This is a genomic window from Paenibacillus camelliae (assembly GCF_023715345.1).
Taxonomy (GTDB): domain Bacteria; phylum Bacillota; class Bacilli; order Paenibacillales; family Paenibacillaceae; genus Pristimantibacillus; species Pristimantibacillus camelliae.
Genome location: NZ_JAMBNY010000001.1, coordinates 48,191 through 67,301, shown reverse-complemented (window position 1 = coordinate 67,301; position 19,111 = coordinate 48,191). Strand labels below are relative to the sequence as shown.

At 44.4% G+C, this 19,111-nt stretch carries 17 protein-coding genes; 5 read left to right on the top strand and 12 right to left on the bottom strand.

Annotation, left to right across the window (positions count from 1 at the left end; all coding sequences use genetic code 11):
* Positions 1–70: 70 nt before the first annotated feature.
* Together xerS and M3180_RS00295 are read left to right on the top strand one after the other, a co-directional pair.
* Positions 71–1,153: a tyrosine recombinase XerS gene (xerS, locus tag M3180_RS00300; protein WP_251665228.1), complete on the top strand. Its 1,083-nt coding sequence runs from the start codon at positions 71–73 to the stop codon at positions 1,151–1,153.
* 67 nt (positions 1,154–1,220) lie between these two features.
* On the top strand, positions 1,221–2,225 hold the full coding sequence (locus tag M3180_RS00295) for a YpdA family putative bacillithiol disulfide reductase (protein ID WP_251665226.1): 1,005 nt from the start codon (positions 1,221–1,223) through the stop codon (positions 2,223–2,225).
* 74 nt (positions 2,226–2,299) lie between these two features.
* Here the strand turns inward: M3180_RS00295 and M3180_RS00290 are convergent, their stop codons facing one another.
* The 8 genes from M3180_RS00290 to M3180_RS00255 form a co-directional block, all read right to left on the bottom strand.
* The gene (locus M3180_RS00290; protein WP_251665224.1) at positions 2,300–3,628 is read right to left on the bottom strand and encodes a DUF4129 domain-containing protein; all 1,329 of its coding nucleotides are present in this window, start codon (positions 3,626–3,628) and stop codon (positions 2,300–2,302) included.
* Positions 3,625–4,731, bottom strand: a complete 1,107-nt coding sequence (locus M3180_RS00285; protein WP_251665223.1) for a DUF58 domain-containing protein — start codon at positions 4,729–4,731, stop codon at positions 3,625–3,627. The genes M3180_RS00290 and M3180_RS00285 overlap by 4 nt, the downstream gene beginning before the upstream one ends.
* A 5-nt stretch (positions 4,732–4,736) precedes the next feature.
* On the bottom strand, positions 4,737–5,696 hold the full coding sequence (locus tag M3180_RS00280; RefSeq protein ID WP_251665222.1) for an AAA family ATPase: 960 nt from the start codon (positions 5,694–5,696) through the stop codon (positions 4,737–4,739).
* Positions 5,697–5,726: 30 nt separating this feature from the next.
* Positions 5,727–6,662: a polysaccharide deacetylase family protein gene (locus tag M3180_RS00275; RefSeq protein WP_251665221.1), complete on the bottom strand. Its 936-nt coding sequence runs from the start codon at positions 6,660–6,662 to the stop codon at positions 5,727–5,729.
* Positions 6,663–6,683: 21 nt separating this feature from the next.
* Positions 6,684–7,658, bottom strand: coding sequence for a phosphotransferase (locus M3180_RS00270; RefSeq protein WP_251665220.1), 975 nt, complete (start codon positions 7,656–7,658; stop codon positions 6,684–6,686).
* Between the two features lie 32 nt (positions 7,659–7,690).
* On the bottom strand, positions 7,691–8,374 hold the full coding sequence (locus M3180_RS00265) for an MOSC domain-containing protein (protein ID WP_251665219.1): 684 nt from the start codon (positions 8,372–8,374) through the stop codon (positions 7,691–7,693).
* A gap of 480 nt (positions 8,375–8,854) precedes the next feature.
* Positions 8,855–10,474 carry an APC family permease gene (locus tag M3180_RS00260; RefSeq protein ID WP_251665218.1) on the bottom strand — a complete coding sequence of 540 codons (1,620 nt, stop codon included), beginning with the start codon at positions 10,472–10,474 and terminating at the stop codon, positions 8,855–8,857.
* Positions 10,475–11,088: 614 nt separating this feature from the next.
* Entirely contained in the window at positions 11,089–11,814 is a 726-nt protein-coding gene (locus M3180_RS00255; protein ID WP_251665217.1) for a phosphonate ABC transporter ATP-binding protein, read from the bottom strand.
* 150 nt (positions 11,815–11,964) lie between these two features.
* Between M3180_RS00255 and M3180_RS00250 the strand changes: the two genes are divergently transcribed.
* Positions 11,965–12,189 (top strand): hypothetical protein, encoded by a 225-nt coding sequence (locus tag M3180_RS00250; protein WP_251665216.1) that lies wholly within the window; start codon positions 11,965–11,967, stop codon positions 12,187–12,189.
* 77 nt (positions 12,190–12,266) lie between these two features.
* Entirely contained in the window at positions 12,267–12,992 is a 726-nt protein-coding gene (locus tag M3180_RS00245; RefSeq protein WP_251665215.1) for an HAD family hydrolase, read from the top strand.
* A 134-nt stretch (positions 12,993–13,126) separates the two neighbouring features.
* On the opposite strand, the gene M3180_RS00240 is transcribed toward M3180_RS00245, so the two are convergent.
* The 3 genes from M3180_RS00240 to M3180_RS00230 form a co-directional block, all read right to left on the bottom strand.
* Positions 13,127–15,469: a DNA topoisomerase 3 gene (locus M3180_RS00240; protein WP_251665214.1), complete on the bottom strand. Its 2,343-nt coding sequence runs from the start codon at positions 15,467–15,469 to the stop codon at positions 13,127–13,129.
* A gap of 26 nt (positions 15,470–15,495) precedes the next feature.
* Positions 15,496–16,473, bottom strand: a complete 978-nt coding sequence (locus M3180_RS00235; protein WP_251665213.1) for a hypothetical protein — start codon at positions 16,471–16,473, stop codon at positions 15,496–15,498.
* Between the two features lie 76 nt (positions 16,474–16,549).
* Positions 16,550–16,873, bottom strand: a complete 324-nt coding sequence (locus tag M3180_RS00230; protein ID WP_251665212.1) for a hypothetical protein — start codon at positions 16,871–16,873, stop codon at positions 16,550–16,552.
* Between the two features lie 188 nt (positions 16,874–17,061).
* Here M3180_RS00230 and M3180_RS00225 point away from each other — a divergent pair, with 188 nt between their 5' ends.
* Positions 17,062–17,442: a hypothetical protein gene (locus tag M3180_RS00225; RefSeq protein ID WP_251665211.1), complete on the top strand. Its 381-nt coding sequence runs from the start codon at positions 17,062–17,064 to the stop codon at positions 17,440–17,442.
* 89 nt (positions 17,443–17,531) lie between these two features.
* Here M3180_RS00225 and M3180_RS00220 read toward each other — a convergent pair whose 3' ends face one another.
* Positions 17,532–19,019: a glutamate synthase subunit beta gene (locus tag M3180_RS00220; RefSeq protein ID WP_251665210.1), complete on the bottom strand. Its 1,488-nt coding sequence runs from the start codon at positions 19,017–19,019 to the stop codon at positions 17,532–17,534.
* Between the last annotated feature and the right edge of the window lie 92 nt (positions 19,020–19,111).

Sequence of the window (19,111 nt, the reverse complement as noted above, 5' to 3'; positions counted from 1 at the left end):
TGTACCCCAACGCAACAGTTGGTACAATATTGACTAAAGGTAGTTTTTCTATTATAGAGGAGATCATGCAATGAATATTATTAAAGTTAAGGATCGACAAGAGCTAGATCGCAGGCTTCCGAGCATGCCTTGGTATGTTGAACAATTTATCCAATACAAGCTGCCAGATTTGTCTCCCTCCTCTTTGCTAGAGTATATTCGAGATTACGAGACCTTTTTTCATTGGCTTATGGCAGAGGGTCTATCAAAGGCTACGTCCGTTAAGGATGTGAGCTTAATAGAGCTTGAGCAGCTGCGGATGGAAGCGATCGATGGTTACCGATTGTTTTTATCCACCTACAAGGAGGAACGGAATAGCCGAACGACGATTACGCGCAAGCTATCATCCCTGCGCTCGTTGTTTCATTATTTAAGCCAAATTGCTGAGGATGAAGAGTTTTACCCACTGCTTAAACGCAATGTCATGGCCAAGGTCGCCATTAAACGCACGCATAAGGCGAAGGATACAGCTGCTAAGCTCGAAGGAAAGCTGCTTCAGGAGCATGAGATCGATGAATTTCTCCATTACGTGCGTAGTGATTATGGCAAGGATATCGCCCGCAACAAGCAAGCAATGTATTCCTATCAATTAAATGTTGTCCGTGACAGCTGTATTATAAGCTTAATTCTTCATTCAGGACTCCGTGTCTCAGAGCTTGTCAATCTTAATGTTGACGATGTCGATATGAAGAAAAAGCTAGTTTATGTGTTTCGTAAAGGTAAAAACGACGAAACGTTCAAAACTCCTGTTTACTTTCGTCAAGCAGCGGTCGAGGATCTGCAGCGATACATGGAGCTGCGCGACATGAGCTATCATGCACCGAAAAGAGAAAAAGCTTTATTTCTAGCGATTGCCAATGGCAAAAAAGAAGGCTCACGAATGACGAAGCGAGCCATTCAAGCGATGGTTATCAAATACGCAACGCATTTTGGCAAGCCTTATTTATCCGTTCACAAGCTTAGACATTCCTTTGCGACTGATTACTATTTGCGCAATGATATCTATAAAACGCAAGAGCAGCTCGGACACGCTTCACCAGAAACGACGCAAATCTATGCTCACCTAACCGATAAAACGATGGCTGAAGCGATTGATCGCTCTAAGGAGGAGTAACGGCTTCGTTTGCTCACTTTATATAAAAGAGTTACAATGATACAAGCTTACGAGGAGGAACCTACTGATGATACAAGAACATACGATTATTATTGGAGCTGGACCATGTGGTCTTGCAGCTGCGATTTCACTTCAACGAATCGGTATTAAACCGCTAGTTATCGAAAAGCGAAATATCGTTCATTCAATCTCACAATACCCTACATATATGTCATTTTTCAGTACAGCGGAACGTTTAGAGATTGGCGACATTCCATTCACAACGGCCAACGACAAGCCAACTCGGCTAGAAGCGTTAAACTATTATCGTACCGCTGCTCAGCGTCATAACCTGCGTATTCAACCGTTTATGACTGTCCAGCGTATTACAAAAACGGATAACGGATTTATACTTGATGCTGTTAATCAATACGATGAACCCTACCAATATGAAGCGAAATATGTCATCGTGTCTACTGGCTACTTCGATCATCCGAATATGCTTGGCATCCCTGGCGAGGAGCTTCCGAAGGTTAGTCATTTTTTCCGCGAGGCACACCCATATACGGGGCTAGAGGTAGCGATTATTGGAGGCAGCAACTCCTCTATCGATGCAGCATTAGAGCTTGAGCGTGTTGGTGCGCGAGTTACAATTATTTATCGCGGGGAGCAATATTCTAAAAGCATCAAGCCATGGGTTCGACCAATCATTGAGTCCAAGGTAGAAAACGGGCATATAAAAATGCTCTTCTCCTCTCGCGTTGAACAGATTCACAATCGTACTATTGAGGTTTCAACACCAGAAGGCATAATCAATCTAGACAATGATTATGTCCTCGCCTTAACGGGCTTTCACCCAGATCATGAGTTTCTAACTACAGCTGGCGTCACGTTTGAACCGGAAGGACATCCAACCTTCAATCAAGAAACGATGGAAAGTAATGTGCCGGGCATATATTTGGCAGGTGTTGTTGTTTCTCGCAAAGAGGATGCAAATGAGATCTTCATTGAATCTGGAAGGTTCCATGGTGACAAGATCGCAGCCCATCTAAAGACTCTAGGAGAAGGCAACGTCACAGCTCATACAGAATAAGCAAAGGGAGTCCTGCTATCGATTAGCAGGACTCCCTTCTATCGTTCTGATCAGATACCGCAACACAGCTGCAATCAACGTTTATGTTTTGAAGCATTCTCTACTTGAGTACGCAGCTGCTCTACCTCGGCTTCATTAGGCTCAAGCTCACCGTACCTCACATCATTGTAGCGATCAAGCAGCTGATCATACATTTGTGATGAGACTGCCTCCTCCTGCTTCAGCAGAGCTATACTTTCCTTAGCCGTTAAATGCTGCGCTAATGGCTTTCCACTGCGCAAGCCATGCTCGATAACTGAGCGATATAATGCCCTAACCTTTTCCGCAGGCGATAAACGCCCCCACTTTTTCACTGGAGAGGCAGGCCTTCTATGTTTCCTTTGCTGCTTTTCCTTATGTCGTTCATGCTTAATATCTTCAATGATGTCGGTATAGCCTTTATCAGCACTGCTTTGCAGTGACTTTAGCTTAAGCAAATGCGCCAGCAATTTCTTTATAGCAGGCAAAAGCTTTTTCACGGCATATATCAATAGAAAAATAGCACCAACGACTATGGCACTGATAGCGAGCCACTTTACAATCGTTTCGAGCAATAGCCAAAACTTTGACGGCTCCTGTTCGGGTCCCATCTCCATAATCGGCTGCATTGGCGCTGCCGGCGCTTCTGCTGTTTGCTGCTCAGCCTCTCTATCTGTAAACAACCAAGCTAGAATGGCTGCAAACAGCTGCTCTGCATAGCGCTCGATGAAGCGCTGAATCTCTCTTGCGCTAGCAATACCGATAATGAGAAGCGCTAGAATCGAAATATACCAGCGATTCATCATGACCGAGCGTTTAATCGTCGACGAGCCTTCATCAATCATCTGCTGATCCTTAATGGTACGCTCATTATGAATATATAGAAAAAGCACGAATGCGATAATGCCTAGTCCATAATAGATCGTATTATAGTCGGAAAGCTCATGAAGTACGATAACCTTTAACAGCTGCAGCGCAATCGTTGATAGCAACAATATGAGCATTAATATGACAGAAAAGCTGTTGGTCCACTGCATTAGCAAAGCTCGAAAACTACTATGTACAACGAGAATACCTACGAATGCACAGCCAAGCCACGCGATTAATGTTAGCTCTACGGCGGTAACAGCAGTAATAAGCAAGAGCGGCGCGATGCCTAGCACAAGGACCGTTGCTATACGATATACATTCCTAATGCTCGTACGATGGTGTGCGACCACTCTTGGTAGCATATAGCTTATTAGCAACGATAAGCCCCAAGGGATAATTAACGAAAGCGGTAAGCTATAGATGGCAATCGTTAGCCATACCGGAGAAAAGTAAATGAGCTCCACGATGCCCTGCCACAACGGCATAGCATATCGTTTCAGATTCGTAGCTTTCATTGGACCGCCTCCTTCGCTAAGTCCTCTGACAGCTCGTCTGTCTGAAGCACAAGCACAGCGTTTTGGTTGCGTCGAAGCTGCTGTGCCGCCTGCTCATTTGCCTCGTTCCAATAGGTGCTAATAATAAATATATCGTGCTGTGACAAGCCTTCCTCAGCATAACGGAGCAGCATATCGTTCAGCGGCTCTGTCCGCTCAAGCAGTAGCTGTGCCATCACCTCTAGCATGCCATACCATTGACCATCCCCACGAGCTGGAGCAACCCACACACTATCCGCATGTTCAATACCTCGCATATTTGCAGCAAAGCCGCACTCCATCCCTTGATCTATCGCAAGCTTAGCCACACCAGCTGCTACATTAATGCTCCGCTCGATCAATTCAATATTAGAAACGGCACGCCACATGCCTTCATTGTCATCAACATTTACAATAATGAGCAGCTTTCGGTTCGCAGTAAATTCATACTGATGAACCTGCAGCGCACCTGTACGCGCTGTCGCCTTCCAATTAACTGCTTTTAAGGAGTCTCCATATTGATAGGGTCTAGTACCAGCCGTGATGAATGGATCAGGCATAATGAATCGTTTAACGATCTGATCACCTTGCCAGCTATGGTAAGGAATTCGATCGAAAGGAATCGTGATCGGCTTCGGATAAACAATAAGCTGGGAATCCAGAGGAATTTGCTTCGATTGTCTAGATATACCGAGTAAATCCCCGCTCGTTAATGTTACCGTTTGCAAATTATAGACGCCTCGTCTCATAGGAACAAGCGCGTGCGTTCGTTTAATTCGCTGGTCACTTGATAGTGTAAAATAGCTTTGGTGATTTTGATAATGAGTCCCTTTACTAACGGAGAAGTTATCTTGATGTGAAAATTGTAAGGCCGCCTCTAAAGAAGATTCAACGTAAAGCCAAGGGATTGGCAGCCTCTTTTTATTGCTTAAGGTTTCAACAAGCAATGTGGTATCCCCTTGAAAGCAGGTACGATCTACAAATTGTCTCGTATATTCTACTTTGCGAAAGCCCAACCTGCGAAACAATATATTCTGAATCGCAATGATTATTAATGTCGTTAACAAAAACCAAAACAGCACCATCTTCGTTACACTCCATGTGGCATTGGCTCTGTTGGTACAGCAACCTGCTGCAGAACCCTAGCAATGACTTGCTCTGCCGCATCGCTGCCTCGATGAATGCCTCTAAGCGCAAGACGATGCGCAAGAACTGGAGAAGCCATCGCTTTAATATCATCCGGTACGACATAGCTTCTTCCCCGTAGCGCAGCATAAACCTGAGCTGCTCGTAGCAAGGCTTGACTTCCACGTGGGGAAACACCGATCTGGACATCATCTAAGGCACGTGTAGCCTCGACAATCGCAACGATATAGGCAAGCAGCTCGTCCGATATACTAACACTCATATAGCTAGCAGAAGCTTCCTCCAGCTGCTGCTTCGTTATTACTGACTGCAGCTGCATAAGTGGGTTGGAATCCTTGAAGCGCTTCAATAATTGTAGTCCTTCATCACTTGTTGGATAGCCCATTTTTATCTTAAATAGGAAACGATCTAGCTGAGCCTCTGGAAGTGGAAAGGTTCCTTGCTGCTCAATCGGGTTTTGTGTAGCAATAACCATAAACGGAGAACCGAGTGGCATCGTAATTCCATCGATACTCACTTGTCTCTCCTCCATACATTCCAGCAGACTCGATTGTGTTCTTGGCGTTGCACGATTAATCTCATCAGCAAGCAGTACGTTGCTGAAGATCGGCCCTGCTCTAAATTCAAACTCTCCGCTCTTCTGGTTGTAGTAATGTATACCGCTAAGGTCAGAAGGCAACAAGTCTGGTGTGAATTGGATGCGCTTAAATTGCAGGGATAACGAGCTGGCTAGAGCTTTCGCCAGCATCGTTTTACCCGTTCCCGGTACATCCTCTAGCAGAACATGACCGTTCGTAATTAATGCAATCACTAGCTGCTCAATAACCTCTTCTTTCCCGACAATAACCTTTCCTACATTGCTTTTTACGGCTTGAAAAATATCCTGTATCGATGAATGGTTCACTAAACCGCCTCCAATAATATAGACTCCTTATTAGAATGGATAACTTCGCCGTGATTGGTTTCGCTGAAGCTGCTGCAATTCTCTCCAGTGTATGAGCTTAATATTCTGCTCTTGTAAAAACTGCTTCACATCCGGCTTACTTAACGCTTCCCATTCAATAACCCGCTTGCTTGCTTGACCATGAAAAGACTGTAATTCTGCTGCTGGCTTGCTTGGATGTACAATTAGCTCCGATACACCTGGCTTTAGCTTTTTTAGATAATCCATTAGCTCCTGCAGAAAGCTATCCGTTGTCTCATTTCCCCTTGATTCGAAGGGAAGTCCGATCAAATAATCGACGATAACAACTCCTTTCTGGTCAGCAAGCTGCGCAAGCGCTGCCAATTGTGGAGCAAGCTGAGCTGGTACGACCTCTTGCTGAGCTTCATTTACGAACCTCGGAAGGCGGAATGGGAGGCCATAATGCGCACATACATCAAGTGCTTCCAGCAAAAAGTGCTTGCCTGTCGCTAAGCCGTACAGACTGCCCATATGGCTGTCCGCGTGAGTAGGCTTCATCCCGAGATGCAGCGCCATTTCAATCTGATGATACAGCTCAAGCGCGACCTGACTTGGCGCCGCTGACTGCTCAAAGCCTAAGCAATCACTGTGGAAATATCCCTCACTTGTCACCAAGCTCGACACGTCCGCATTGCGTGTAACAGGAGCCCATTTGTAAGCCTCCCATTCACTAGTGAACGTAAAATGAACACCAACATCATATTGCAGATGCTTTGCACTCCATGCGGCAGCAGCACGAGCAAATGCACATGGCATCATCACCGTAGCAGAGCTTATTGCGCCCGCCTCGAGCAGCTCTTGAATGCCCGCATTGAAGGATGCACTTAACCCAAAATCATCCCCATTAATAATGAGCAGACGATCCTGCTCTGTATAGCCTAACTGCTGAGCCAGCGTTAAACTCATCGTACATCCCTCACCTTCATCTTATTTCATTTGCTCATTTACAAATGTAATGGTATAAGCTGCGTTCTTGATCATAGCTACAACGATACCAATCGGGTCGATCCCCTGCATGAAGCGTTCAATAAAATGCATGACAACATCCACGCTTCGCAGCTTAATAAGCTCAGGCAGCAATGCTAGCTCGCTGTCAGTTAAGGCTACAATCGACACGTACGCTTTTTGCATCGAAAGAAGTTTTGCTGTGACCTCGTCGATATTAGGCTTAATGAGCTCTGACAGCAGCACTGCAAGCTCCATAGCACGAAGATCACGTGTTACAAATTCAAAATCAAGAATAGCGATCACGTTATCCTGTACAGTAAGTGCGTTACTACAGTTAATGTCCCCGTGAATCCATTGATGGGGAAGCTTGCTTAATTGATGCTCCAGCTCTTCCAGCTGGCCACGCTCCTGCTGAATAAGCAAAAGCTGCTCTTCTAGCTGGGCAATCTCTTCGTGTCCGAGTAAGTGAAGCATTGTAGGCTCATCGAGAGGAAGATAGTTCTGAGCCAGCTGATAATATGGGCTATATGCAGGCACCTCACTTAACTCAACCTTTGACAGCGCTATACTAAGCTTTGCAGTAGCCTCCGCGAGGCTGTTTAATTGCTTAGCATTCGCAACCGATGGACGCTCGCCTTCAATGTAACGATAGCGGGCCGCTAGCTTTCCGTTTTGCAGCTTAGATACGGTACTCCCCATCCTGTTAATTACTGGTACTGGTGTCGCGATCGTTAATGTCTGCTTCTGCAATGCCTGCAGCATCTGATGCTCGAACATCAGCTTTTGCTGGTCAGCATGATTGTTGTAAATTCGAATAATGGATCGTTCTTGCTCGTCTTCGAGAAAAATCGTCGTATTATTCATGCCGCTTAAGCCAGGAATGATCCGTGGCTGACCGTGCCATGCATACTGGCCTAAAAGCTGCTCCAGCTCAGCGGACATAAAACCTTCCATTGATGAGCCTCCCTCTTCTATTTTCCTCTTTTTTAACGAGTCTGTTGCTTTAGTTTTTCTATTTTTCTTGCCAAGCTTTCTTTCCACACTTCAGCAAGCTCAGTAATTGATGCGAGCTGCACGTATTGCTGTACTGTACTTTGTTTACTATACATGATGCGATTGGCAGCCTTAATCGACATGGAATGCTGTGCTTGCTCGATAAGTTCTACTTCCATACCTAAGCTTGCTTCTCCTTCTTCAAGCACTCTTAGATAGAACCCCGTATAACCGCTTTCCATTGATAGCTGTACGAGCTGTGGCCATTCATTACGAATGCCGAGCTTAAAGCATGGCTGTCTTGGCTGACTAACTTGAACAATAAGTGAACCTATTCGATATGTATTGCCAATTAATACTTGATCCTCTTCAAGGCCTGAAATCGTCATATTTTCTCCAAATGCGCCGGGCTCAAGTGGTCTCCCTAGCTGATCCCAATGCTTATAGCTTTCTTGAAGATAGACACATACCGCTTTATCTACTCCGCCGTGGTGAATTTTATCACCTTGCTCGTCACCCTCCACACCAAGTGAGGATACGTAGTGACTTTTATTAGAAAATTGCTTGTAGATTGCGGTTGGAACTTCTTTCTTTCCATGCTTAATCATCTGAGGAACTCCAACTTGAAAGGAGATAATTTCAGGCACGTTCTTCACAATTTCCCTTCTTATTTCCATGAATTCACCACCTACAAGTATTATAGCTTCTAATTGACGGAATTGGCAAAATAGTTAGATTTTATGCGTCATTTCGACAAAATAACTTGCTGCTTGCTTCGTGTTCTACCGTCGAAAGCAAGGCGACATTTGTAAAGTTCTGCGCTTACCCGGGAAATATAAGTAACGATAAGCAGCTTATTTCCCCAAAATAACGAATGGCCACAACGACTATAATCCACTATGCCTTCCACTCTTTCGCCATCTATAACTCTATATTCTTTATACCATATAAATATCTGTAGTTCCTCTATTAAATATTCATGTTATAGATTATTTATAGGGTCATTCTTGATGTTAATGGGTAGTCATAGGCTTTGAGATTTCATCGTTGTCTTCAGATTCTATCTATCGCTTCGCTTATGATCTATCACTCATCATCTAATTTTCTTCCATGAAGTACCCTTAATCACAATTTAAGAAACAGCTACCTCCCCCTCTTCATTGTAAAGGCAGCTCTCTTTCTCGTTCGAATAAATCTCGACTGCTCGTCACATCATATTGCAGCAGTTTTGTCGTAAATCCATTGGCTATGACAGCGTAGATAAGCACTGCTAGAGTAGGTAATATGATGATGGCTAGCTCATAAGCAGTCAAGCTAGAACCAGCAGCACTGACTAATGCGATTAGTACAAGTATGCTTAGTAAGCGAATCGGCTTATCCCATTCCTCTAGCTTCCACAGCGTTGTTTTTTGATCGAGAGGTACGCCATACAGAAGCAGCACATAGATTACAGCATAGCTAATGAACGAGATCAAACTGCTAACGATGAAAAACTCAGTTGAACCGATCATATAAAGCACCAGCAGCATCATACATGCTAGTACTTGTACGCCAATGACGGCGTGCTGAGGACTTTGCTTACTGTAGCTGATTTTAGATAACGTTTGTTTCAAAGGAATAATGCCATCTCGTGCCATTGCCATTAATGTACGTGCACTAACATGCAATAACGTTGAGCCTGAAAACCAGCAGCTTAGTAAAGCTAGCAGCATCAGCCCAACGCCAAGCTGTGGCGTCCGTTCAGCAAGTATCATAAACCACTGCTCACCCGCTGCCCCATTTGCTTGGATACCTAAGTTCATATATACAATCGCAAGCACAAGCATTAAAATCATCCCGACCATATAGGAGTAGCACGTTGAGAGCAATGCCGACCATGCCGTTCTTACCTTCGGCTCAATCGTCTCCTCAGCCGCTTGTGAGCTGGCATCACCGCCGATGAAGAAGCGACAAGCCAATGCAACCATAAAACCTATATGCATCGGTGTCAGCTCACTTGAAGCAGGAAACCAGCCATTAACATTGGTCTCAAGCTGAAACAAATGCATTCCGTTATAAATATCTCCTTGCATCGCTCGATATACAACAATAAATAAAACAATTACACCAAGCCCTTGTATAATAATAGAAAGATAATGAAACAGCGGAGAATAGTTGCTCTTCAATAAGCCAATGACCCCCATAACTAGGATGACTATACCCATGACCATAGTAAATACAGACATTTGCTCTAGCCAGATGAGCTTATGTCCTGCGAGCAGCTTTAAAAAATACACGACACCATAGCTGTAGCCAAGCAGCATAGCTACCTGAGCAACCAGCTGAAGGCCGCCAACGATCGCACCCAGCCATGCCCCTCCCCTGCGCAGTGCGACGTGATATAAGCCGCCGGCAGTAGGCTGCGAGGATAAGTATTGACCAATTAGAGCTACAATAACAATAAAAAGCAAACCAACACCGCTATACACGAACAGGCTATTAACGAGCCCACCTTGCATCACCATCGGAGCAAACAAAAGTAGCATGATTGGAAACATACCAATCGTATTCATCGATATGCTAAATATGGACAGCTCGCCATATTGTCTTTTAAAGAACTGACCGAAGCCAAAGCGGTGCAGCTCATGCTTGTCTTGCAGCTGCTGTACAACCTTTCCGTATCGCACACCGCTAATATAATTTTGCTTGCGTAAGCTAGCCTGTACCTTTAGCGTAATAGCGAGCATACAAAGTACGGCAACAAACACTAGCAGCATAAACATCATCAAACCTATCATTTTGACACCTCCATGCTTTATTTATATGTTGCATAGAGGTAGTGCATGTCAATGATCCGACTTTCGATGTCGAACTAGATTATGGGGCTGGAATACAGCCCATCCTCATCATGTCATTCCAGATGCTCAGCCCTCAAAAAGTCACACATCGTGAATTCCTCTTGCTTTTCTGTTTGCTTACGATAGATTACTGTCCATCTGTATAAATTAAATAAAGGCAAATCCCCATTCAACTGTGAATGGAAATTCGCCTTTTTTAAATTAATTACGTAACCTATCGTTTCAAGATGGAGCGCTAGTAGAAAACAAGTAGCGCAGCGTACGTTGTTGGTACGTGAGCAACGGAGTTTTCGCTAGCGCTCCATATTCGACGTCGAATCCACTACGTAGTGTTACATCGTCATCAAAGCCGGACTTTTAACCAACCTCTTCCAATGAAGGTTCAAAAGTTCGGCTTTCAGGACCAAGAAGATGCCACGAAGCTAGGAAACGAGGAGCGGAATGTACGTTTTGGGTACATGAGCACCGGAGGCTTCCGATGAGTGGCATATTCGCCGTCGACTAAGCTACAGTGCAACACATCGTCATCAAAGCCGAATCTTTTGAATTTCCTCTTAAAGGAGGTTTTTTTCTCTTTCTGTTAGTCTACGGCCATATACATCCACCACCAGCTCCCCACCGTTTAGGCCGAGGATGCGATCAGCATAGCGCTCTGCCCAGTCACCTTGATGAAGCACAGAGATAACGATCAGCCCTTGCTCCTTGCACAGCTGTTTTAGCTCGCTAAGTACGATCTCCGCATTATGTGGATCAAGTCCGGCAACCGGCTCATCTGCTACGATCACTTTCGCGCCGTGAACAAGTGCACGAGCAACGGCAATCCTTTGCTGCTCTCCCCCTGATAAATGTCTCGCTTTCATTTTTGCCTTATCCAGCAGGCCACGCTTCTCGATCATATCCATAGCACCCATATAATCATCATTGCGGACCATACCTGTCCACCGTCTCCAAGCAGGAGTCTGACCGACAGCACCGATAATTACATTCTTTAAAGCGGTTTTATCCGGAAACAAATAAGGCTTCTCTTCTAAGTATGCAACCTCTTTCTTCAGCTGCATCTTCGCTCGGAATCCACCTTCAAACACATTTTTCCCGTTAAATATATACTTGCCTGACGTCCAGTTTTCTTGCAGCGCCAAGCACTTTAGCAGCGTTGATTTCCCGCTTCCGCTTGCTCCCTTTACTGCAATGAAATCACCTTCATAAGCATCAAACGTAATATTTTTAAGGAGCTTCGGTCCACCTGGTATAGACTTTGTAAGATTTTGTACCCGTATCATATCGTCATCCTTTCTATGAAAATGAAAACGCATCTCATATTTTTAGTTTACGATAAATACTAACCTCTTTCCATACGAACAAATGTTTGGTATAATGATATTAGAACAAACGTTCGATTCTATTATCCAATTAAAGGAGGCTTGATCAGCATGAATCCTACTTCCCAGCATTTTAGATTTATTGAAAAGGTACCACCGAAACGAGACTTGACCTTTACTTTTTTTAGCGATGGCAGACTCACAATTGAGAATAATGATACAGGTGAGCTGATCAGCCCGTCACAACTTCGTAGCGATAGCAAAGACTTCTACATTAAGCATCGTATTCTTTTCATTAAAAATCGATTGCTCGAAGCGCAGCAACGCTATGCCTAGCATATACTTTTCCATTTGACTACTCTATTATAATAAGGTAGATTGATCATACGAGATTGTAATAAGGAGTACACATTATGTCACAGCAAATATTATTTGATCTTGATGATACTTTAATCTACTGCAATCGTTATTTCTTTCGTACAATTGATAGATTTGCTCATCAGCTAGTTAACAGGTTTAACGATCCAAGCGTTACACTCGATGCGGTTAAAGCGAAGCAGAGCGAATTTGACAGTGAGCTGATCGGACAGTCTGGCTTCAAGAGTGAGCACTTTCCACAATCATTCATTGAAACTTACGTTCATTTTGCAGATCTTCTTGGAGTAGCTGTTTCATCTTCCGAAAAGGATTCGCTATGGAAGCTCGGCATGGAGGTTTATGCTCATGAGACGGAGCCTTATCCGTATATGGAGGAAACATTGCAGCAGCTTCAGCATCAGGGCCATGAGCTCCACCTCTACACCGGCGGTGAGCATAGCATTCAACTCCGTAAAATCCATGACATGGATCTAAAGCGTTACTTCGACGACCGAATTTATATCCGACAGGTTAAAAATATATCTGCACTAGATGAGCTGCTTACAGAGCATGCTTTCGAACGCTCAAGAACTTGGATGATTGGTAATTCTATTCGTAATGATATCGTTCCTGCTCTTCATGCAGGCATTCATGCGATCCATGTCGAGGTACCTGATGAATGGAACTATAACATTATACAAGTTGATGTTAAGCCAAAGGGACAATATTTCTCCGTTCAATCGTTGCAGCAAATTCCATCTACATTCGTTCCCGCTATATAAAAAGCTATCCAGAGCAAGCGCACTTACGTGTGCTCACTGGATAGCTTTTTCGCTTTATGCCCATGTAATTGTTTTTCCGCGAAGATTAGCGACTTAACACTCAATCAACGTCATTGATATCTTCAGCAGTCTGCTCACGATCGAAGCGGTTCGATAGCAAGCGTTCCCGTATTGCGATCAGTCAGCAGAAGCTCAGCCTGAATGGTATCACCGTTGTCCCGCTTTAACGATAGAGGAGGTGTTTTCCCTTGATGCACAAGTGACTGAATATGCTGTGAAGACAGCTCTGCACCATACGCATCTCGCCAAATTACAAAGCCGCAGCCTTGCTTGTAGTGTGAGCATCCATATCCCTTTTTCCCCATAATAAGATGTCCACCACAGCCTTGACGTGGACATGGCGCAATGCTCATTACTGTCTGTCTAGCTGTTGCTTCCTCTAGTCGCTGACTGTTAGGCATGCTGCTTGTACGAATGCTTTCAGCAGCTGCGTTCACACGTTGCTTACTCTCATCAGCCGTTTTTCGAGTAGAACGTGTCCGCTTCTCAGCGTCAGCCCCCTTTGCCGCAGAAGCCTCTGTCTTCGCTTTGCTACTACTTGTCCGAGCTCGAGACGTTTTACCCTTTTGTTGCTTTTCAAATTCAAATCGAACAGCGGGCTGAACTTTCACTTTATCAACGATCATCGTTGCGAATTTCTTGACATTCTCCATAAATTGCTCACTAGAGGCTCTGCCCCTCGCAATATCATTCAATCGTTTTTCCCAGATCCCAGTCATCTCTGGTGAGGTTAGCAGCTCAATACCTGCTCCACGTATCAGCTCAATCGCTGCTGTCCCTTTGCTTGTAATCGTAATTCTTTTCCCTTGCATCGTAATATAGCCTACTTGCTTCAAACGCTCGATCGTAGCTGCTCGAGTTGCCGGCGTGCCGAGACCACAATCCTTCATCGCCTCTCTCGCTTCATCATCCTCGATTTGCTTTCCGGCGCTTTCCATTGCCTTTAGCAAGGTACCCTCTGTATACGACTTAGGAGGCTTCGTTTCTTTTTCCTTTGCAGCAGCCTGACGGCAATGAACCGGAGCGTTAGCATCAAGCTCGAAGCCTTCCTGCTGCTCAACAACGTCTTCCTCTTCTTCCGCACCCTTTTTCTTTCGTTTATTGTTAGTTTCCTGCTGGTCACCGTATATCATCTTCCAACCTAGATCGACTAATTGCTTTATATTCGTCTTGAATAAATGCTCTTCTACCTTGGTAAGTACAACATGGCTAATATACTGAGCAGGTGGATAATATTGCGATAAGAATCGCTTCACAATTAAATCATACAGCTTCTGCTCGTCAGACGACAGAGAGCTCGCTCGTTTAGCTGTCGGCAATATCGCGTGATGATCCTCGACCTTGGCCGGATTACAAATGCTTTTATTGCCAGCATGGACAAAGGAACGATTGGCTCCTGCCACCCACTCACCATATTGCGTCCCTTGCAGGGCTTGAAGTGCTTTATGCATCTCGGCAATATTTTGCTCGTTCACGTAGTTTGAATTCGTTCTCGGGTAAGTGATTACCTTATGCTTCTCATATAGACTTTGCGCAATATCTAATGTTTTCTTTGCCGAGAAATTCAATTTGCTATTCGCTTCGCGTTGCAGAAGCGTTAAGTCATATAGGCGATGAGGATATTCCTTCACTTCCTTCGCCTCATATTGGTCAATGCTTCCTTGCTTGCCCTTAACCTGACTAGCAATAAGCTCCGCCTTGGCTTGATCGGTCATTCGATCTCCTTGCCATAAGCCCTTATAGGTCGTTTCACCTTGCTTAAAGCTAGCCTCAACAACAAAATATTTTAACGAGTCGAACTTCGCGATCTCCGCCTCTCGATCATAGATCAATGCTAACACGGGCGTCTGAACGCGACCTACCGACAGCAGCTCATTATGCTTGGTTGTAAATGCGCGCGTTCCATTCATGCCAATTAACCAGTCTGCTTCACTTCGTGCAGATGCTGCCTTCGTTAAATTATCATACTCATGACCTGGCTTTAGCTCAGCAAAGCCTTTACGAATCGTTTCCACCGTTAAATCTGAAATCCATAGCCGTTCAACTGGCTGCTTAAGCTGCAAGTAGCGCTGAATCAGCGAGAAGATATATTGACCTTCCCGCCCAGCATCACAAGCATTCACTAATGCGTTGCAACGGCTTGCCAGCTCCTTAATGACCTTCAGCTGATCTGCTGTTCGTTTATTCGCAATAAGCTTAAACTGCGATGGAATAATTGGGAGATGGACAATGCTCCATTTCTTATAACGGTCATCGTAGGCATCTGGTTCAGCAAGCCCAACTAAGTGCCCAATCGCCCACGTAATAATATAATGCTCACCTTCAATATAGGTTCGCATATTTTTTGCTTTAGGCTCGATAGCAGCAGCAATATTGCGGCCCATATCCGGCTTTTCGGCAATAATTAACGTTTTCATACAAACTCCTTTTATAATTAATGCCATTAATTATTTATGTAGTTAGTAATCGTTTGAAATATGCTGGTCACGCCTTTCGACCAGTTTGGATCCTCTGCATACTTTCTATTAATCCATACGATAGGCTCAATATCTTCAGGTCGATCCTTACTTAAATTAACTAGTGTTCTAGCTGCGATCGCTGTAGAGTCTTCAATTGTTGTATTATAATCCTTCCAGCTATGAAACACATTAAAAGGGTTGTTAGCAATTTCTTCCGCTTGCTCGTGCTCACGATGAACAAAGCCTTGCTCTTGTCCAGTAATGGCAAACAAAAGCACCACCGAAAGATTGAACTCCTTGGCGGTCGCGATAATCGTGCTAAAGTATGGTTCATCCGCAAGCTTTGATTCTCTAGATTCCAAGAACGACTTCAGCTTATCGATGTCTATCTGTTCATACTGATACAATGCAGGTAGCTCATTGAAAGGCAAGCTTTCTTGTTCTATTGTCGAGGTTTGTTCCACGATGGGAATAGAATCGGCCTCTTTCGGCTGCTCAACTGGCTTAACGAAATAGGCTATAAGTACAATCAAAAGGCAACCAACCGCATACAGTAGTGATTTTCGTAATCGCTTAGATTGGTACAGCTGCTGTAGCTGCTTGGTAAGCTTGTCCAGCCAGGTCCGCTCAGCAATGACCTCGTCGATGCCATGGTCCACTCTCCATTCTCGCCATAGCTGCCGAGCTTCAACATCCTGCGAGGCGAGCTGTTCACATGCATGATCAATATCATCCAAGCTTACAGGCCGTTGCTCGCGAACTACCACTTGCTTAATCAGCTCATTACACAGTTTCTGCCTTAACTCCTGCTCGAAGGGTGGTAGCTGACGTTCAATAATTTTTACGATGGCATCTGCAACAATCTCTGCATGCTTCTCTTTCGGCAGATGCACATATTTATGCTTGACATATCCACGAATACGATCAACAGAATCTAGCGATAATACATCCCGTTGCTCCACAGGGTTCGCCTCACTTTTCCATTAATGCCGTGCTATAGATTACAAGCCATGCTATGTCATTTCAAGCCATACTATATCACATCTGAGCTGCTGCCTGCTTGATTTGCTGTTGAACTGCCTCAGATAGGATAAACGACTTGATTTGCTCCTTTTCTAAAAACGTTAGCTGATATTCACAATCACAGCCAATATCCTGAGGCACCATTTGAGCAATGATACCTCCATGATTGCAAATAACTAAAATCGTAAAATCTGTGAGATCTTCAGGTACCGTCGCACTATCCGTAGTTAGCTGAGGCTTCAACGTAATATCGATCCATTGATGGTCACGGCACTCGATGCTCATATGCAAGCTAGAAAACTTCATTTCCTCAATATGATCCGATCCATATCTTATCACATGTATTCACCTTCTATTACTCGCTAGTTAATTCTATTCTATCATAATTGACGAAACCATAATAGAATGAAGGCTTTGTTAAACATTCAAAAATAAATATTAGCTGCAGCACAGGCACATGCCCAATACACGGACATCCTGCATGCATAGGCTAAATGGTAAATAAATGAGAAGAAAGTGGTGAAAGCATGCCAACAAATTATTTAGTTCCACCAGCTACACTTCAACAATATGTTGGTCAAATGGTTCAATTTCAAGCGGGAAATCAGCATTATACAGGTCTGCTAACGAATTTTGATGCGGGATCAGGAATGGCAACCTTCCTAATTTATGCTCCTAACGGTCAACAATATACGATGCAGTTCCATAACAGCGATATTATCGGTATCGGACCAGCAACATATAATCCTACTCAGCCGGGTCAAGGTCCGCAGCACCCTCAACACCCTCAGCATCCGCAGCATCCACAATATCCCGGCGGAGTTATGCAATTTCCTTGGTGGTTGCTTGGAAGAGCTTATACGAACCAATTCGGCCACATTATCATTACACCAGAGCAAGAGGAATAGTAGCAAAAGGACCCATAGTATAGACACCTTAAACAAGGTTCTATACTATGGGTCCTAGCTTTTCACTACGTTAACCATACATCACTCGTCTATGGGAGCATTGAGCTACCCATTAAATATTTATCTACCTCGCGTGCAGCCTGTCTGCCTTCATTTATTGCCCATACGACAAGACTTTGGCCTCTGCGAACATCTCCTGCAGCGAACACACCTTCAATACTCGTACGATATTCACCATAGCGCGCTTTTATATTCGAACGCGTATCCGTAGCAAGACTCATTTCATCAATGATTGCAGCTTCTGGCCCCTCAAAGCCGATAGCAACAAGTGCTAGATCAACTGGCCACACTTCCTCCGTGCCTTCGATCTCTTTATACACTTTACGTCCTTCTTCATCGATGTAACGTTCGATTCGAACGGTGTGAAGCTCTGTAATGTTCCCTTGCTCATCTCCAACAAATTTCTTTGTTAAGATGGAGAATTGACGTGGGTCTTCACCGAATATCGCCTTGGCTTCCTCATGTGCATAATCCAAAGTATACACATTAGGGAACTGTGGCCACGGATTAGAGATCGCATCACGTGTAGCAGGAGCTTTAGCTACTGTACCGAATTGAACGACTGACTTACAGCCGTGTCGCAGCGCTGTTGCCACACAATCCGTTCCAGTATCCCCGCCACCGATGACAATGACATTTTTGTCCTTAGCACTAATGTAGTTACCATCCTCAAGATTAGAGTCCAGATAGCTTTTTATTGTACTGTTTAGATAATCCATTGCAGGGTAGATACCGTTCAATTGAGAGCCCTCGATTTCGATTGAACGTGCTTTGGTCGCACCTAGAGCTAGTACAACAGCATCATACTGCTTGAGCAGCTGGGCTGCAGCAATATCCTTCCCGATTTCGGTATTCGTAATAAATTCAATGCCCTCTTGCTTTAACAGATGAACACGGCGATCCACAACATGCTTCTCCAGCTTCATCGTAGGAATCCCATACGTTAGCAACCCACCAATGCGATCCGCACGCTCATAAACGGTTACGGTATGACCAGCCTTGTTCAGCTGAGCAGCTGCAGCAAGACCAGCCGGTCCAGATCCTACAACCGCAACCTTCTTTCCTGTACGAGCCTTTGGAGGCTGAGGGACAATCCAGCCTTCAGCAAAGCCGCGTTCAATAATTGCTTCCTCGATAGATTTAATCGTTACAGCATCACCGATCAAGCCCACCGTACACGAGCCTTCACAAGGTGCTGGGCACACTTTACCAGTGAATTCAGGAAAGTTATTCGTTTTGTGTAGGCGATCCAGTGCTTCCTTCCACTGACCGCGGTAAACAAGATGGTTCCATTCAGGAATTAAGTTGTTTAACGGACATCCTGATACCGTACCGCCAAGCTCAATCCCAGTGTGGCAATAAGGCGTACCACAATCCATACAACGAGCGCCTTGTGTTTGTAGCTGTTGCTCTGATAAATGCTTATGGAATTCTCTCCAATCGTTTACACGTTGAAGAGGGTTACGATCACTAGGTACTTCTCTCTCGAAATCTAAAAATCCAGTAGGCAATGACATGACTATGTTCCTCCATTTACAAAAAGAAGATTAGCTAATTAAAGCTAAAACGGTCGAATGTATACATCCTCAAATGAGGCAATGGCTTCGTA

Bases quoted from the DNA above. Each gene is read 5' to 3' on its own strand.
- M3180_RS00260 (WP_251665218.1), bottom strand. From the start codon at position 10,474: ATGATAGGTTTGATGATGTTTATGCTGCTAGTGTTTGTTGCCGTACTT.
- M3180_RS00255 (WP_251665217.1), bottom strand. From the start codon at position 11,814: ATGATACGGGTACAAAATCTTACAAAGTCTATACCAGGTGGACCGAAG.
- M3180_RS00240 (WP_251665214.1), bottom strand. From the start codon at position 15,469: ATGAAAACGTTAATTATTGCCGAAAAGCCGGATATGGGCCGCAATATT.
- M3180_RS00250 (WP_251665216.1), top strand. From the start codon at position 11,965: ATGAATCCTACTTCCCAGCATTTTAGATTTATTGAAAAGGTACCACCG.
- M3180_RS00265 (WP_251665219.1), bottom strand. From the start codon at position 8,374: ATGGAAATAAGAAGGGAAATTGTGAAGAACGTGCCTGAAATTATCTCC.
- M3180_RS00245 (WP_251665215.1), top strand. From the start codon at position 12,267: ATGTCACAGCAAATATTATTTGATCTTGATGATACTTTAATCTACTGC.
- M3180_RS00295 (WP_251665226.1), top strand. From the start codon at position 1,221: ATGATACAAGAACATACGATTATTATTGGAGCTGGACCATGTGGTCTT.
- M3180_RS00270 (WP_251665220.1), bottom strand. From the start codon at position 7,658: ATGGAAGGTTTTATGTCCGCTGAGCTGGAGCAGCTTTTAGGCCAGTAT.
- M3180_RS00285 (WP_251665223.1), bottom strand. From the start codon at position 4,731: ATGGTGCTGTTTTGGTTTTTGTTAACGACATTAATAATCATTGCGATT.
- M3180_RS00290 (WP_251665224.1), bottom strand. From the start codon at position 3,628: ATGAAAGCTACGAATCTGAAACGATATGCTATGCCGTTGTGGCAGGGC.
- M3180_RS00225 (WP_251665211.1), top strand. From the start codon at position 17,062: ATGCCAACAAATTATTTAGTTCCACCAGCTACACTTCAACAATATGTT.
- M3180_RS00275 (WP_251665221.1), bottom strand. From the start codon at position 6,662: ATGAGTTTAACGCTGGCTCAGCAGTTAGGCTATACAGAGCAGGATCGT.
- xerS (WP_251665228.1), top strand. From the start codon at position 71: ATGAATATTATTAAAGTTAAGGATCGACAAGAGCTAGATCGCAGGCTT.
- M3180_RS00220 (WP_251665210.1), bottom strand. From the start codon at position 19,019: ATGTCATTGCCTACTGGATTTTTAGATTTCGAGAGAGAAGTACCTAGT.